Origin of the sequence: Pseudomonas brassicacearum (genome assembly GCF_000585995.1) — a bacterium.
Lineage (GTDB): Bacteria > Pseudomonadota > Gammaproteobacteria > Pseudomonadales > Pseudomonadaceae > Aquipseudomonas > Aquipseudomonas brassicacearum_A.
In genome coordinates, this window is record NZ_CP007410.1 from 4,761,150 (window position 1) to 4,775,924 (window position 14,775).

General features: G+C 58.3%; 16 protein-coding genes and 2 pseudogenes. 5 read left to right on the plus strand and 13 right to left on the minus strand.

Translation table 11 applies throughout. From position 1 onward, the window contains the following. The first annotated feature begins 58 nt into the window (after window positions 1-58). Window positions 59-787, plus strand: coding sequence for an aspartate/glutamate racemase family protein (locus CD58_RS20125; protein WP_025214781.1), 729 nt, complete (start codon window positions 59-61; stop codon window positions 785-787). Window positions 788-933: 146 nt separating this feature from the next. On the opposite strand, the gene CD58_RS20130 is transcribed toward CD58_RS20125, so the two are convergent. Further along, window positions 934-1,857 carry a LysR family transcriptional regulator gene (locus tag CD58_RS20130; RefSeq protein ID WP_025214782.1) on the minus strand — a complete coding sequence of 308 codons (924 nt, stop codon included), beginning with the start codon at window positions 1,855-1,857 and terminating at the stop codon, window positions 934-936. A 125-nt stretch (window positions 1,858-1,982) separates the two neighbouring features. On the opposite strand from CD58_RS20130, the gene CD58_RS20135 reads away from it, so the two are divergent. Beyond that, on the plus strand, window positions 1,983-2,729 hold the full coding sequence (locus CD58_RS20135) for a 3-oxoacyl-ACP reductase family protein (protein ID WP_025214783.1): 747 nt from the start codon (window positions 1,983-1,985) through the stop codon (window positions 2,727-2,729). Between the two features lie 83 nt (window positions 2,730-2,812). Here CD58_RS20135 and CD58_RS20140 read toward each other — a convergent pair whose 3' ends face one another. The 8 genes from CD58_RS20140 to CD58_RS20170 form a co-directional block, all read right to left on the minus strand. Then, a complete protein-coding gene (locus tag CD58_RS20140; protein ID WP_025214784.1) occupies window positions 2,813-3,508 on the minus strand; it encodes an HAD-IA family hydrolase in 696 nt (231 codons plus the stop codon). A 194-nt stretch (window positions 3,509-3,702) separates the two neighbouring features. Next, complete coding sequence (locus CD58_RS20145; RefSeq protein WP_025214785.1) at window positions 3,703-4,068, minus strand: hypothetical protein; 366 nt, start codon at window positions 4,066-4,068, stop codon at window positions 3,703-3,705. 88 nt (window positions 4,069-4,156) lie between these two features. Beyond that, window positions 4,157-4,360 carry a hypothetical protein gene (locus tag CD58_RS20150; RefSeq protein ID WP_025214786.1) on the minus strand — a complete coding sequence of 68 codons (204 nt, stop codon included), beginning with the start codon at window positions 4,358-4,360 and terminating at the stop codon, window positions 4,157-4,159. Window positions 4,361-4,428: 68 nt separating this feature from the next. Continuing rightward, window positions 4,429-4,602: a hypothetical protein gene (locus CD58_RS31280; RefSeq protein WP_200868892.1), complete on the minus strand. Its 174-nt coding sequence runs from the start codon at window positions 4,600-4,602 to the stop codon at window positions 4,429-4,431. 119 nt (window positions 4,603-4,721) lie between these two features. After that, window positions 4,722-5,132 carry a glycine zipper domain-containing protein gene (locus CD58_RS20155; protein ID WP_025214787.1) on the minus strand — a complete coding sequence of 137 codons (411 nt, stop codon included), beginning with the start codon at window positions 5,130-5,132 and terminating at the stop codon, window positions 4,722-4,724. A gap of 319 nt (window positions 5,133-5,451) precedes the next feature. Beyond that, window positions 5,452-5,709, minus strand: coding sequence for a hypothetical protein (locus tag CD58_RS20160; protein ID WP_235195278.1), 258 nt, complete (start codon window positions 5,707-5,709; stop codon window positions 5,452-5,454). An 84-nt stretch (window positions 5,710-5,793) separates the two neighbouring features. Then, window positions 5,794-7,983 carry a response regulator gene (locus tag CD58_RS20165; protein ID WP_025214789.1) on the minus strand — a complete coding sequence of 730 codons (2,190 nt, stop codon included), beginning with the start codon at window positions 7,981-7,983 and terminating at the stop codon, window positions 5,794-5,796. Between the two features lie 575 nt (window positions 7,984-8,558). After that, entirely contained in the window at window positions 8,559-9,809 is a 1,251-nt protein-coding gene (locus CD58_RS20170; protein WP_025211138.1) for an IS256 family transposase, read from the minus strand. Window positions 9,810-10,347: 538 nt separating this feature from the next. Here CD58_RS20170 and CD58_RS20175 point away from each other — a divergent pair. Together CD58_RS20175 and CD58_RS31525 are read left to right on the plus strand one after the other, a co-directional pair. After that, window positions 10,348-10,626 carry a hypothetical protein gene (locus CD58_RS20175; protein ID WP_025214790.1) on the plus strand — a complete coding sequence of 93 codons (279 nt, stop codon included), beginning with the start codon at window positions 10,348-10,350 and terminating at the stop codon, window positions 10,624-10,626. A 185-nt stretch (window positions 10,627-10,811) separates the two neighbouring features. After that, a pseudogene (locus CD58_RS31525) lies at window positions 10,812-11,047 on the plus strand (hypothetical protein); the annotation flags it as partial. On the opposite strand, the gene CD58_RS20180 reads toward CD58_RS31525, so the two are convergent. Continuing rightward, entirely contained in the window at window positions 11,044-11,547 is a 504-nt protein-coding gene (locus CD58_RS20180; protein WP_025214791.1) for a GNAT family N-acetyltransferase, read from the minus strand. The pseudogene CD58_RS31525 and the gene CD58_RS20180 overlap by 4 nt on opposite strands. Before the next feature lie 325 nt (window positions 11,548-11,872). Between CD58_RS20180 and CD58_RS31960 the strand changes: the two are divergent. Next, window positions 11,873-12,031: pseudogene (locus CD58_RS31960) on the plus strand (GFA family protein); the annotation flags it as partial. 75 nt (window positions 12,032-12,106) lie between these two features. Here the strand turns inward: CD58_RS31960 and CD58_RS20185 are convergent. From CD58_RS20185 to CD58_RS20195, 3 genes are all read right to left on the minus strand, one after another. Then, window positions 12,107-12,730, minus strand: coding sequence for an SMI1/KNR4 family protein (locus tag CD58_RS20185; protein WP_025214792.1), 624 nt, complete (start codon window positions 12,728-12,730; stop codon window positions 12,107-12,109). Between the two features lie 90 nt (window positions 12,731-12,820). Further along, the gene (locus tag CD58_RS20190) at window positions 12,821-13,636 is read right to left on the minus strand and encodes a suppressor of fused domain protein (RefSeq protein ID WP_025214793.1); all 816 of its coding nucleotides are present in this window, start codon (window positions 13,634-13,636) and stop codon (window positions 12,821-12,823) included. After that, window positions 13,633-14,730 (minus strand): sterol desaturase family protein, encoded by a 1,098-nt coding sequence (locus tag CD58_RS20195; RefSeq protein WP_025214794.1) that lies wholly within the window; start codon window positions 14,728-14,730, stop codon window positions 13,633-13,635. The genes CD58_RS20190 and CD58_RS20195 overlap by 4 nt, the downstream gene beginning before the upstream one ends. Window positions 14,731-14,775: the final 45 nt, after the last annotated feature.

Here is a 14,775-nt window from a genome sequence, read left to right on the forward strand (position 1 = left end):
AAACCGCAGCACCGTGGAAGCCAGGGGCCGCTTTATTTTGCGTTGGAAAGGACAGCTCATGCGAATTCTCGTGGTCAACGTCAACACCACCGAATCCATCACCCAGGCCATCGCCCGCCAAGCCCAGGCCGTGGCCGCGCCGGGCACCGAAATTGTCGGGCTCACGCCGTATTTCGGCGCCGATTCCATCGAAGGCAATTTTGAAAGCTACCTGGCGGCCATCGCGGTGATGGACCGGGTGATGTCCTACGACCAGCCATTCGACGCGGTGATCCAGGCCGGTTACGGCGAACACGGTCGAGAGGGCTTGCAGGAACTGCTGAACGTGCCGGTGGTGGACATCACCGACGCCGGCGCCAGCACCGCCATGTTCCTGGGCCACGCCTATTCGGTGGTCACCACCCTGGACCGCACCGTGCCGCTGATCGAAGACCGGCTCAAGCTGTCCGGCCTGTTCGACCGCTGCGCCTCGGTACGGGCCAGCGGCCTGGCGGTGCTGGAGCTTGAGCAAGATCCGCAACGGGCGGTCGAGGCGATCGTGCGCCAGGCCGAACTGGCGGTCAGCCAGGACAAGGCCGAGGTGATCTGCCTGGGCTGCGGCGGCATGGCCGGGCTCGATGAGCAGATCCGCCAGCGCACCGGGGTGCCGGTGGTCGATGGCGTGACTGCGGCGGTGACCATTGCCGAATCCCTGGTGCGACTGGGGTTGTCGACCTCGAAAGTGCGCACCTATGCGACGCCTCGGCCCAAGACCATCATTGGCTGGCCGGGGCGGTTTGGGCGGTGAGTTTTATTTTCTAAACGGCGGCGGTCCCATCGCGAGCAAGCTCGCTCCCACATTGGTTTTGCGGTGAGCACACATTTCGTGAACACCAAAATCCATGTGGGAGCGAGCTTGCTCGCGATAGGGACAATGAGATCGTTCGGCCAGCCTCAAACCGCACTGAACCGTTCTCCCCAGCCCTGCTCGGCAAACTGCTCGATGATGAAATCCACAAACGCCCGGGTCTTGCCCGGTAAGAGCTTGTGCTCGGCGTAATAGATGGAAATGTTGCCATCGTCGACGTACCAGTCCGGCAGCACCCGTTGCAACGCGCCGGATTCCAGGTAGGGAACGGCGAACGGCATGCTCACCAGGGCAATGCCCAGCCCTTGGGCTGCGGTAGCGCAGGCCGCTTCCGAGTCACTCATGGTCATGCGCATTTTAAGCGTCAACGGGCTGTGTTGCCGGGTGCGGCTGGTCAGTTGCCATGAGCGGATCCGCCCGGTCTGGGGCGAGCGGATCAGGATGCCCTGATGCAGCGCCAGCTCTTCCGGCTCGGTCACTGTGGCATGGTTTTGCAGGTAGTCAGTTGATGCAACCAGTACCCGATGGGCCACCGTCAACTTGCGCGCCACCACCCCCAAGGGCAACTCGAAACCTCCACCGATGGCCGCATCGAAGCCTTGGCCGATCAGGTCCACCTGCCGATTATCGAAATGCCAGTCTGGATTGATCGCCGGGTACCGTTGCAAAAACTCCCCGAGCAACGGCACGACATACAGGCGACCGAATGCCGTGCCCATGCTCACCTTCAGCGTCCCCGCCGGCTGCCCGCCGACGCTCGCCAGGTTGGCGACAGCGTTCTGGATGGTACTGAAGCTGGTGCCAACCTCTTCCAGGAACAACTGGCCGGCCTCCGTCAGGGTCAGGCTGCGGGTGCTACGCTGGAACAGCCGGACGCCCATCCGCGCTTCAAGCTTGGCCACGCTTTTACCCACCGCCGCCGGGGTCACGCTCAAGCGTCGCGCGGCCTCGGCAAAGCTGCCGACTTCGGCGCTGCGCACAAAGCATTCGATACTGCTGAAGGTCTCCATAGGCGCCACTCTAAACTTTTGGTTTACACAGACTGTATCAATAAGCGTCTACACAGCCGAGAACCATTTCTCGATACTCCGTCCATCAACCGCGGCATCTCGCCTCGGCACACTTGGAGAACACCATGAGCACGCAAACATTGAGCGGTAAAGTCGCCTTGATCCAGGGCGGTTCTCGCGGCATCGGCGCCGCCATCGTCAAACGCCTGGCCGCAGAAGGCGCCGCAGTGGCCTTCACCTACGTCAGCTCTGGGGCAAAGTCTGAAGAACTGCAAAACAGCATCATCGCAGCGGGCGGCAAGGCCCTGGCGATCAAGGCCGACAGCGCCGACGCCGACGCCATCCGCAACGCAGTCGCTGCCACGGTCGAGACCTTTGGCCGATTGGACATCCTGGTCAACAACGCCGGCGTCCTGGCCATGGCACCGCTGGACGAATTCAAACTCGAAGACTTCGACCAGACCCTGGCGATCAACGTGCGCAGCGTGTTCATCGCCACCCAGGCCGCCGCGCGACACATGACCGAAGGCGGTCGGGTCATCAACATCGGCAGCACCAACGCCGACCGCATGCCCTTCGCCGGTGGCGCGCCTTACGCCATGAGCAAATCCGCGCTGGTGGGGCTGACCAAAGGCCTGGCCCGCGACCTCGGCCCGCGCGGCATCACCGTCAACAATGTACAGCCCGGCCCAGTGGACACCGACATGAACCCGGCCGACAGCGACTTCGCCTCCAGCCTGATGTCGCTGATGGCGATCGGGCGCTACGGCAACGTCGATGAAATCGCCAGTTTCGTCGCTTATCTCGCGGGGCCGGAAGCCGGCTACATCACCGGTGCCAGCCTGACCATCGACGGTGGTTTCGGCGCCTGATCAGGCATGAAAAACGCCGGTCATGGCTTCCACCCATGTGGCGAGGGAGCTTGCTCCCGCAGGGCTGCGCAGCAGCCCTTTTTTTAGGCCCATTCCAGTTCCGGCAAACCACACAGGCCCGGCTGGAACATTTTCAAAGAGCGAATGATCCCGTCGGCATGGGCGTATTTTTCGTCCGCCATGGCCGAATCCGGAATGGCAATGGCGGTCATGCCGGCGGCTTTCGCGGCCGTCACGCCGAACGGTGAATCCTCGAACACCAGGCAGTCACGCGGCGCAACGCCCAAGCGGCGTGCGGCAGTAAGGAAGATATCCGGCGCCGGTTTCGCCGCAGTGACGTCAGGATCGTCCGCCGTCACGATGAAATCGAACAGCGCGAACCAGTCCCGGTGCAACGTGGTTTTAAGCTCGAACGTAAGGCTCGACGAACTGGTACCCACCGCAATCGGAACGTTGTGGGCTTTCAGATGCCGCACCAACTCCTCGGCGCCAGGCATCCCCAGGGCGTGAGGAAAACGCTCGCGCATCAAGGGCTCGCGGATAACCAGGAACTCTTCGGGAGTGATCGGCAGTTCCAGCGCCTGGACAACGTAATTGGCCAGATCCGTGGCGCCGCGCCCGATGATGTTCTGCTTGACGCTCCAGTCGAACGTGCGCCCGTAACGCTCGGCGATGATGGAGGTGACCTCGGTGTAAATCCCCTCGGTGTCCAGCAGCAGCCCATCCATGTCGAAAATCACAGCCTTGATCGGGCCAAATTCTTTCAGCGGTGCATTCATCGCATCTGATCCGTTATCAACACAACATTCCAGGGATGGCTCAGGTGCGGCCAGGTCAGCGTGTTCGCCTTAAAGGATTCAGCAGGATAACGAGGGGGGCTTGGGACAGGCAACGGAAAATCTATATGTCGTCCATTATTGTGGCGAGGGCGCTTGGTCCCTCGCCTTAGAGAAAGATCCGCATCAGGCTGGCGTTATTGGCTCGAGCCACTGGACCCACTCGAACCACTGCCCGAGCTACCGCCGCTGTCGCTGGTGCCGGCTCCGGTGCCGCTGCTGGAAGAATCGCCGCCCATGGAGCTACCGCCGCTCGTTGAACCACTTCCCGTACCCGGGCTGGTGCTGCTGCCGCTGGCGTCGCTGCCGTTACCGCCCTCGACGGAGCCTGGTGGCAAGGCATTGCTGGAGGGTGAACTGGAACCAGCCTCCATCTCGGTGGAAGGCGGCATTCCGCCTTTATCCACAGGCGGATTACTGCCCGAGGACTGTGCGTAGACAGCCAGCGAACTGAGGGAAAGAACGCTGGCGAGTGTCAACGCCGTCATGTTGAGCTTCATCATGGTGAGTCTCCTTTCCAAGATACTTACCTGATGTGTGGCAACCTTAGTTGGCCGATGGTGCCGCGAAATCGACGGGCGGACGCGGCTATCAGCTCGGTTTGCCAGAAGCATCGTCACCGGCGATGTCCGGGTCATCGGGGGTCGCCTCGACCTCGTCATCGTCGCTTGGCACTTGCTCTACGCCGGCCTCGTCGTCAGGCGGACGCTGGTCGCGGCTCAGGGAGTCGGTCGGCGATGGCAGCGGGTATTCCGGGGTTTCATCGTCGTCGGGGACAGGTAAATCGGCAGTCATATAACCTCCTGGCAGGCGGAATCACCTGTCATGCAGTTCGAGGACGCGGGGCATCAGCTTGAGCCGCCTCAATCGTAGGATTCATCCTCAAGCTCAGCATCTTCATCCTCGATCAAGGGCACCTGGGCGTCATCCATCAGGGAACCGGGGTCTTCATTGCCCGGGTCGTTGACGCCCGGATCATTGACGAAGGGAACGCCCGTGGGACCTTTTTCTTCCTTACCTTCGGTTTCCGGCGTCATGGCACACCTCGCGATTGCTGATGGATGTATGAGTTCGAGGCGGGGCGCGGCCAATCGTTCCAGATAGATGCTCAAGAAAAACCCGGCACATGGCCGGGTCTTTTCATCCAAGCATCCGCTTAGCGATGCTTTCTCTTATGCTTGTGCTTCTTGCCGCCGGAGTGACCGTCGTTGTCATTGGACAGGTTGCTGCCCAACGCGCCGCCAGCCGCGCCGCCAATGCCCGCGCCGATGGTGGAGCCGGTAGAGCCGCCCAAGCGGTTGCCGACAATCGAACCACCAGCCGATCCCAGGCCACCGCCAATCGCCGCTTCCGTACGGCTGCCCTTGCGCGCGCCCACTGCACTGCCGGCAGCACCACCAACACCAGCGCCAATCGCGGCGCCTGTACTGCCGCCCATCTGCTGGCCGACCACGTTACCCAACACACCGCCAAGGCCACCACCCACCGCAGCGGTACCGTCACCGGCAGCCATCGCGCCCTGGGCAACCAAAAGCCCGAGCACCAAGGTGGACAAAGTCAAACGCATGATAGAAACCTCAAGAATGCCGCATCGGGAAGAGATGGCCGGTGCGCGCTAGCGTCAGTTTACGCTAGATAGCGATCGGCCATACTCGTTGGACAGTAAACAGATGGGGAGTTTTATGACAGGCAAAAAAAAGCCCGCTGGGGAAACGGGCCAGGTACTGCTTTCTAACGGATGAGCTGAGACTACGTGCCTGCTTGTGAAAGAAACGTGAAAGAAACCCTTCGTTGAAAAAAGATTAAAAATATTTACGGGGCGGCCTGTTCCCTGGCGAAATCCGGCTGAAAAAAAGCCCCGTTCAGTGACGGGGCTGCGCTTGCTGTTATTTCCTGATCGGGACCTTGGGTAAAAACTTGGCCTTTTCCCCACGCTGCACTTTGGGCACCTTCGTCCTGATGGACTTGATCGGCTCGTCGCCAAAGTCTGCATGATAGGCCGATTGGCCACACTGCAACCCTTCATTGATCGGATACGTGGCTACATTCTCCTCGCTGTACGGTGCTCCCATTGCCTTTCCCCTGTCATCGAGGTCGATACCGGCAACAACCGATTGCCTGAAAATATCGACCTTCCCGACCATGAGACTAGTCGGTCATTAAAAGACCGACGCTTGCGTAAAGCCCTTGGCCGACGAATGGAACTCACTGTTTCAAAAAGGAAACACTCACTCAGCCCGCAGCATCGTCCGGTTTAAAACCCGCGAAACCTGATCGGCCGAATAAGGTTTGGACAAAAACTCAAAGCCTTCATGACCACTGTGGGCCAACTCTTCGCTATAACCAGACGTCAAGACCACCGGCAGGTCCGGGCGACGCCGACGCAACTCCTTGGCCAGGGCTATGCCGCTGATGCCCGGCATGACGACGTCAGAAAATATCGCATCGAATACCCTCGCATCGGGGCCGACCATTTCCAGCGCCTCTTCGGCGTTGGTCGCCCAGGCCGTTTCGTAGCCCAGGTCCTGGAGGATCTGGTTCGCAAAACGTCCTACCTCCAGGTTGTCTTCCACGATCAATACCCGGCGCCGGCCCTTTTCCAGTACCAGATGCGGGGTTTCGTCCTTGGCGGGCTCATGGTTTTTTTCGGGTTCCACTTCCGGAAGGTACAACGTAAACACCGTCCCTTCTCCCACCACAGTCGAAACGTCGACGTTGCCGCCGGACTGTTTGGCAAAACCAAACACCTGGGACAACCCCAGCCCGGTGCCCTTGCCCACTTCCTTGGTGGTGAAAAAAGGTTCGAAAATGTGCTCGAGCACATCCAACGTAATGCCGGTGCCGGTATCCGTCAGGGCAATAGCGGTAAAGGCCTGCCGGGATCCGGCATGACCGCGGATCGGCGGCATGCCGTCACCGCAATGAAGCCTAAGCGACAACGTGCCTTGTCCATTCATGGCATCTCGGGCATTCAGCGCCATGTTGATCAGGGCCGTTTCAAACTGGCTCAGATCAGCACGAACGTAACAAGGCCGGTCGCACAACTCGACCTTGACCTGAATGCGCGCCCCCGTGACGGTTTCCAGCATGTCCCCCAGACTCTGCACCTGCTTGCCCACATCGATGACTTGCGGCTTCAACGGCTGACGCCGGGCAAACGCCAGCAACTGGCTGGTCAACTTGGCAGCGCGCTCGACTGTCTCGGCAACCGCCGTCATGTAGCGATTGCGACGCTCAGTGGACAGGTTGGGCATGCGCAGGAAGTCGACGGAGGAGCGAATGATCGTCAGCAGGTTATTGAAGTCATGGGCCACGCCGCCAGTGAGCTGGCCGATGGCTTCGAGTTTTTGCGACTGGCGCAGCGCCGCCTCGGTCTGCTTGAGACGAGTGGTGCGCTCCTCGACCCGCTCCTCCAGCGTCGCATTCAGCTCAGCCAGGGCCGCCAGGCCTTCACGCACGGCAGCGTCCGCACGGGTGCGTTCGATGTGGGCCCAGGAGCGCTCGGTGACTTCCATCAGCAGCGCCAGATCGTTGGATGACCAGACCCGGGGCGTTTTATCGTGGATGGCCATCAACGCGGTCAAACGGCCATTTTTGATCAGCGGGACGCAAATGGTCGCGGCGATACCAATCGCCTGGAACGTTGCCGCCTCGTCTGGCGCCAGCTCCGCGAGGTTATCGTTGATCACCAACGGCTTGCCAGAACGCAGATTGGTGACCGCCAGCCGACCGAAATCCGCCAATCGATAATGCCCGATAATATGAGGCGAACCCGCCCGGGCCCAATCGCCGCGAATCGTGAAACCGTCCTCATCCTCGTCCATGTCCGCATACGCACAATTGGACAGGTTCAGGTGCGCCGCCAGAATCCGCGTGGTGGTCGCCATGATGGCCTGTGGGTCGGTGGCGTTCGCCACGGCATTACCGATGGCATCCAAGACAGCCAGGCGCTGGGTCATGAACACCGTCGAGGTGGTCTCGGTGACCGTGTCCAGCATGCCCAAGACCTTGCCGAACGGATCGCGAATGGGGCTGTAGCAGAAGGTGAAATAAGCTTGCTCGGGGCCACCGCCACGTTCGATGACCAAGGGAAAGTTTTCGATATAAGTCGCCTGCCCATCGAAAGCCCCCTGCACGATCGGGCCAATGTCACTCCAGACCTCCTGCCAGACCTCATTGAAGGGTCGCCCCAGCGCCTCGGGCTTATCGCCGAGAATGGGCAGGAAAGCATCGTTGTATACCGTGATCAGATCCGGTCCCCAGACAATGGCTTGGGGAAAATGCGAGGCAAGGCTCAGCGCCACGGTGGTTTTCAACACGTCAGGCCACTGCTTCGGCGGCCCGAGCGGGGTGTCGTCCCAATCATGGCGGCGTATCCGTTCGGCCATTTCTCCGTAGCTTTGCAGCCAGTCTGTCATTGCGATCGATCCTTCTGCCGCCAATACAAATCAAGGGGAGGCACTCATGACCTCAAGCCGGGCCGTATTATCCCGTGTCAGGTGGGAATGCGCGATTGGATTGTGGGATTTGTAGGGCTGCAAATGGGGGTGAATGGCGGGAATGGACAGTAGGGCTACAGCAATGTCCTACAAATGATTAGGAAACATCTGGCCTATCAATCCCTTGTGCAGGGTTTGCGGGGGTGTTCATAGTCTCGCAGTTGCCCAAATGCCTGGGTTTGGCAACTCGATAAAAGGAGCAATCTGAAGTTGGCGGACAATAGCGCAGTAAAACCTTCCGCGACGTTGCGGGCAGACAGCTTCTGGATGCAGATTTGGCAGAGTGGAGCTTTGAGCATCCAGGAAGCCGAAAGGCGGGCGCTGGGCTCGCAACGTTTAAAAGAGGCTTACTCGTCGGTACCCTTCTACGCCAGGAAAGCGGCTCGAGACCCGCAGTTCTGGAGCAAATTTTACGCGAGCCGCGTGAATTCGTGGGACTGTCAGATATTTTGTGTGCGGGCCGGTAACGGCCTGCCGTTAGGCAGGCCATGCTTTTACCAGGTCGGTCTGATAAATCGATCTCCGTACAGAATCGCGAATTGATTCATCGCACTTTTCCAGTCATGGGCCGCTGAACCCCAGTTTGCTGTGATATTGCGCAGCCCAAGCCAGATCAGCTTGGTCGCCGCATCGTCGGTCGGGAAGTGGCCTCGGGTCTTGATGATCTTGCGCAGTTGAGCGTTGATGCTCTCAATGGCGTTGGTCGTGTAGATCACTTTTCGGATCGCCGGCGGGAAAACGAAAAAAGGAATCACACGATCCCAAGCGCGGCGCCAAGCAGCCACTACCGTCGGATACTGCTTGCCCCATGGCCCGCTTTCAAACGCATCCAGCGCTTGCTCGGCCGCTTCGGCGGTGACTGCCTGATAGATCGGTTTGAGCGCCTTGGCCAGTTCGCGGCGCTTATCCCAAGCCGCGTAATCAAGACTGTTGCGGATCAGATGAACAATGCATGTTTGCAGTGTCGTGTCCGGAAATACAGCGCTGAGAGCTTCCGGCATGCCTTTAAGGCCATCGGTCACAGCAATCAACACGTCTTCGACGCCGCGTGTCTTGAGGTCGTTGAACACCTTCATCCAGAATTTGGCGCCCTCGGTCGTTTCGATCCAAATGCCGAGAATATCGCGTGTTCCGTCAGGCAAAACACCCAAGGCCAGGTAGATTGCCTTGTTGCGAACCAGCCCCTCTTCGCGGATTTTGACCCGCAGAGCATCGAAGAAAATAACCGGATACATCGGCTCCAAAGGCCGCTGTTGCCAGGCACCGATCTCTGCCATGACTTCGTCGGTTACAGAGCTAATGAAGTCGGGAGAAACGTCCGTACCGTACTGCTCGGAAAGAAACGCACGGATCTCTCTAACAGTCATTCCGCGGGCATACATGGCGATGATCTTGTCGTCGAACCCAGTGTAACGCCGCTCGTGTTTGGGGATCAGGATGGGAGAAAAACTGCCGTCCCGGTCGCGAGGAATATCCAGTCGGAGCGGACCATCACCGGTTAGAACCGTCTTGCCGCTTTTGCCATTGCGCTGGTTGGTTTCATCCTCTGGGCGCTGCGCGCCCGGCGGATAGCCCAGGTGGTGGCCAAGCTCAGCACTCAAGGCTCGCTCGATCAAAGCCTTCTTGAACGCCGCAGAGGCATCCTCAATGGCTTCAGCGGTCATCGGTCCATCGGTAAATTGCTCAAGCAGCTCTTTCGGGATTTTCGGCAGCTCTCGCAACGCGGGTTTCTTCTTGGTTGGCATACATGCACCTCTTACTCATGTTATGCCCGAACACAAAATTTCTGACACCCCCGAATTCGTAGAGAACGGCAATCTTGCCGGGATTTTCTATTAGCAATTTGAAACTTCCCTCAGCCGTCTCGAGCCATTCTTGCTCAATTAGCTCCACCCCTTCTTCCCCAGGACATCTGCCCACGAAAGATGTAGGCGGTGGGCCCGATGAGTTGTAGGTCCCATAGCTCGAATGCCTACGGCTATGGCAACGTCCTACATATGATTGGGAATCCCCTTCCCTATCAATCCCTTGCGTATTTTTTGCGGTGGCGGCTATAGTCCTGGCGTCGCCCAGATGGCGACCGGGTTTGGCGACCCGCAGTGGTGTGCGAAAGCGCTTGCTTGTTGCAGGCGTTCTCGTATCTGTAGAGTTGTCGTTATGGCAGCTGTACGCGGGAGATCTTCGGGTCTGCCGGCTTCCACTCCGGTTCGCCAACCTGCGTACAGTTGCCACCTTTTCGTTTGGCGACGATAGGTGGCGAAACTCTTCCAGTGGAGCTTACTTATGAATCAATATATGGGCCTTACCAGCAACGCCGACGATCAACCCCTCTACGTCGATACCACCGCCCCACTACACATCCTGCTCGATGCAGCAGCCTACCGAATCCGTGCCGCTACCCAGTTTCTGGAGAACATCGCGATGCGTGACGACCAGACCATCGACCCAGCCACCCTTCAGGACCTGGCGCAGCTTTGTTGCATTCCGCTGCGCGATGGTTGCGACGTAATGGATGCGATTGCTCGACGATTGGATGCGGCACCGGCAGGCTCCACTTTATAAACCTGCCAGCCAACAACCCTGTGGCGAGGGAGCTTGCTCCCGCTTGAGTGCGAAGCGCTCACCAAAAGGGGCCGCTACGCAGCCCAGCGGGAGCAAGCTCCCTCGCCACGGATTCATCGTTTTCTTAAGTGCGCGTTACTGAGCTGTAGGCAGAGGACTTTTCAATGACCTAAGCAGCTGCTGATAGCGTCGCGACTCGGGTCCGTAGGCTTGCTAAAGCCCACAATGTCACTGCTGAAGCTGACGATATGAGTCGTAGGGCCGTGAGCATCCCCGTCTGGTTGGCGATGTTGTCGAGTTGGATGACATCGAACAGTTGCTCGTCAATCTCTAGAGGAAAGGCGTTCTTAGCAAATCAGCGATCTTGACGCTCCAGGGCGAGCACCTTGAAGAGAAGAGGTGCTGTAAGAAGCATTTTTAGACCAAATAAGTATAGGGCCGGCCCACTCTGCTACGGGTCATATGGATGAGCGCTGCTCTTCGACTATCCGGAGAAACTCTTTCTTCGATAGCAACGGGCAAGAAACCCAGTTTCGAATAAAGCAATAGACCTGCTGTATTTTCGTTGAAGCATGATATCTGCACTTCTGAAGCGTTATAGCGGTTAAACGCCAATGCAGACATGGTCTCGACGATGAAGGTCGCGACGCCGTTACCTCGTGCTTCTAGAGCAACGACAACATTGCCGATGCAACACACCCCATCCATTTCAGCTCGATAGAAGTTGGCAAAACCGACGACACTGCTCCCTGCCTCGACAACCATCGAGTCGAATCGGAGAGCAATCGCGTGGGACAGCTGAGCTTCAGTCAGAGGGTATTGAGCTTTCGGGAACATATAAAACAGTTCCTGGGCATTGAGGGGAAAGCTGCAGATAGTTTTGATGTCATCATCCATCACTGGCCTGTGTCGCAAGTTCATCATTCGTCCTTAAGGTTTGCTTCCCCGGTACTCAGCTCAGCTGGGTTTTCTCAAACATCGGACCGGGAGATTGCTTTTAGCCGCCACTTAAGCGTCGATCTTCCCAAGTTTTCACAATCGTCATTAGAAACGGCTAAGCATACGAGAGTAATTTGCATCATTTCGGGGACGCAACGTGTTGGCCCTCTACATATCGTTGCGCTAGCGTCCCCGACGGGAACCTGAACGGCGCCAAGGATGAATGAACACCACTGCGGAAGCTGTCTGTGCGGTGTTGTACGCTATGAGATCTCGGCCGAATTAAAGGCGTTGACGCATTGCGCCATTGCAGGCGCTTTCAAAAGCTCATGGTGCGGCATTCACAACCTATGCCAGTGTTCTCGCCGAATCATTACAAATTGCTGGAGGTGTCGATAGGGTCGGGCTATACGAACCCGAAGCCGGCGTCAGACGTCAATTTTGTCTGTCGTGCGGCTCAAGCTTGTTCTGGTCTGATCCTCGCGGTACGTTCCAAATTGGATATCCATCCGAAATCAGGATTAACCCACCCAATCAGCCGTCAAATCAACCTATCCACAACCCTCGCATTCCACAATTCCCGGTACTTTTCCCGCCACCCCGGACTCCCCTTATCCAACCACTCCAACGTTGCTTCAATACTGTCAGGGCTGATGATGAAGTGATTGATATGCTCCTCGATCCGCTCTTGAGACAGATGCAGCAAATCCAAGTAACCATTGAAGGACTCCGCCAACACTACATACTCATCGCCCTGCTGACGGCGACCGGTCCAGGCAGGTAAGCCCGCCACCATCGCAGCCACGTCCTGGCGCCCGTCCCGCAGGTCCAGCAACAATAGACTCGCACCGCCGTCGCGACCGATGGGCAGCAATCCGGTGGTGGGGAAGCCGGGCTGAGCCCGCAGTTGCTCCAGTTCGAAGGGGTTGGATTCATACTCTTTGTCCGGGCCCAACCCGTACAGTGAAAAACTGAGCAATTCCTCATCGCCGTTGGCTAACGTAGCCAGCACGTCGTATTCCACATAGGCGCCGTTGCAGCTCTTGAGAAACTGGCGATAGTCATCCGGCAAGCGGGCGCCAAGACTGGCTTCCAGTTCCGCGATGGCACGGTCGGTGGCGCCTTCACGGGTGTCTTCGAGGATTAACCCACGGTAGTCAGTCATTGATGTCTCGAAAGGGAGTTGGGTAGAACGCGGTATTAATTTACAAAAGCCCCGTTCACTTGGGGTGGTTTTTTATCGGTACCTTCGGCGTCACACAACACTCGCCCGATGCAGGCTGCTCAAATGCCCAACACCTGCCGCCTTCAAACGGCTCACCAGATCCTCCCGCGCCGCTCGTCCACCGGAACGGACATACTCCAGCTCCGCCGCGGTGATCAAGACCACCGGCACCAATGTAACCGGGGACAAGGGCATGTCATCCAGTTGGGTAGGGAAATCCGGCTCCGGGGCGCCGAGCAGAACGCCGGCGGCGTCGTCATCTGTCACGAAGAGCTGGGGCAGTTGATCGCTCATGTGATGCGACTGGCTGACCCCGGGAAGTTCAAGGGATAGCGTCCCGTGCTGTTCGAGTTGGTGCGTGATGCCGCCCGCGTCGGCCACTGTTTTGGCGACGTTTTCTATCACCTCGAATGCCCAACTGCGCTTGAAGGGATCGACCTCACCTAGGGGGCCATAAGCGTGCTCGGGTATATCCGCGGTTTCGATGAATAACTCCATCTCGAAACCGTTGCCCATTCCTTCGGTATCATCGAATGGATCGGACAGGCCTTCAGTGGCGAGAATGATTGTGTCGCCACGGCGAACTACGCGATAGGCCTGACGGGTCGAAGGCCAGTACGGGCCGCCCGAAAAAGTCGGGCTGATCAGGTAGGCAAGGACATCCCGCTCGACTGTGCCGACAGAACGCCAATGACGATCCAGGCATGCTTCGCCGGCTTCTCGGATGGCCAGATTGGCTGCTTCAGCCTCGGTCAGGTCGCCAAGCTCGTTGGATTGCGGTGTGGGCTGTGCGTCTTGGGGTTCAGGGCCTTTCAGTGAACCGAGAAGCTTCTTGAAGAAATTCATGGGCGTTCCTTGCTGGATTTTCCCTCGGCCTCACCCGTTTCAGCACTCGCTGATCCGATGGCAGGCGTTGGGCGCATTGTGGCGTGATGGCGTTGATATGAAAACGCGGGTAGACACTTGCGAGCAGTTTCGACGAAAGGCGTGACAATCAGGCTATACACCGTCAGGTAACGCTGGTGGTCCTGTTCTCCGGTGCCGAAACGCAAGTGCTCAGGCTGCGTGCTGGTGACATAGAGCGTGCCAAACATCCAGTCCCACAGCGACAGGTTGACGCCGAAATTGCGGTTGAAATGACGCGGTGCATCGCTGTGGTGGATCTGGTGCTGGGCCGGACTGTTCAGCACATGTTCCAGCACCGGACCAAAAGACAGCCAGACATGGGTGTGACGCAAGTTGGCCGCCAGGCTATTGAAGATGAACACCAGGTACGTCACGCCGAACAACGTGTAGCGGCTGATCTCACCACCACAGACATACCAGAAGCCACCCGCGAAGAGACCCAGGCAGGCGGTGACGCCGAGCTTCTCGACGATCTTTTCCACAAAATGCACCCGACTCGCGGTGGCCGGCACCAACACTGGCGCCGAGTGATGAACTTTGTGAAACGCCCAGAGCCAGCGCGAATGAAACGCCCGGTGCGCCCAGTAGTGGACGAAGTCCTTCACCAGGAACACCCCCAGCCCATAGAGCAAGGCAAGCGAAAAATTCTCCCCCAGGCGCGGACGCGCGCCCCAGAGGTTGCTGAAAAAAGCCAGGTAATCCCCGGAGCGCAGGATGTACGGATCGACCAGATGGACAATGGGCAACACCAAGGCAATCTTGAGAATGGCCCGGACGAAGTAGTAGCGATAATCCAGCAGTGCCGAACGATGCAGATGCACCTGGCTGCCGCCAGTGAATTGCCAGAACGAACGGGCGACGGTCAGGCCACGATGCTTTCTGTATCGGAACAAGCCATAGGCGACGCCGTAGGAAGCGCAGAGAAACAGGATCCCGAGGCGGCCGTTCAAGTTGAAGATGCTGAAAAACTGATCGGTGATGGGGGCGATGACCCACTGGATCAGGTGTTGATAGACAAGGGAAAAAGCATCCACGAAATGCCAGCCTCGGTTGAAGGACAGGCATTGTAAATCAATCGC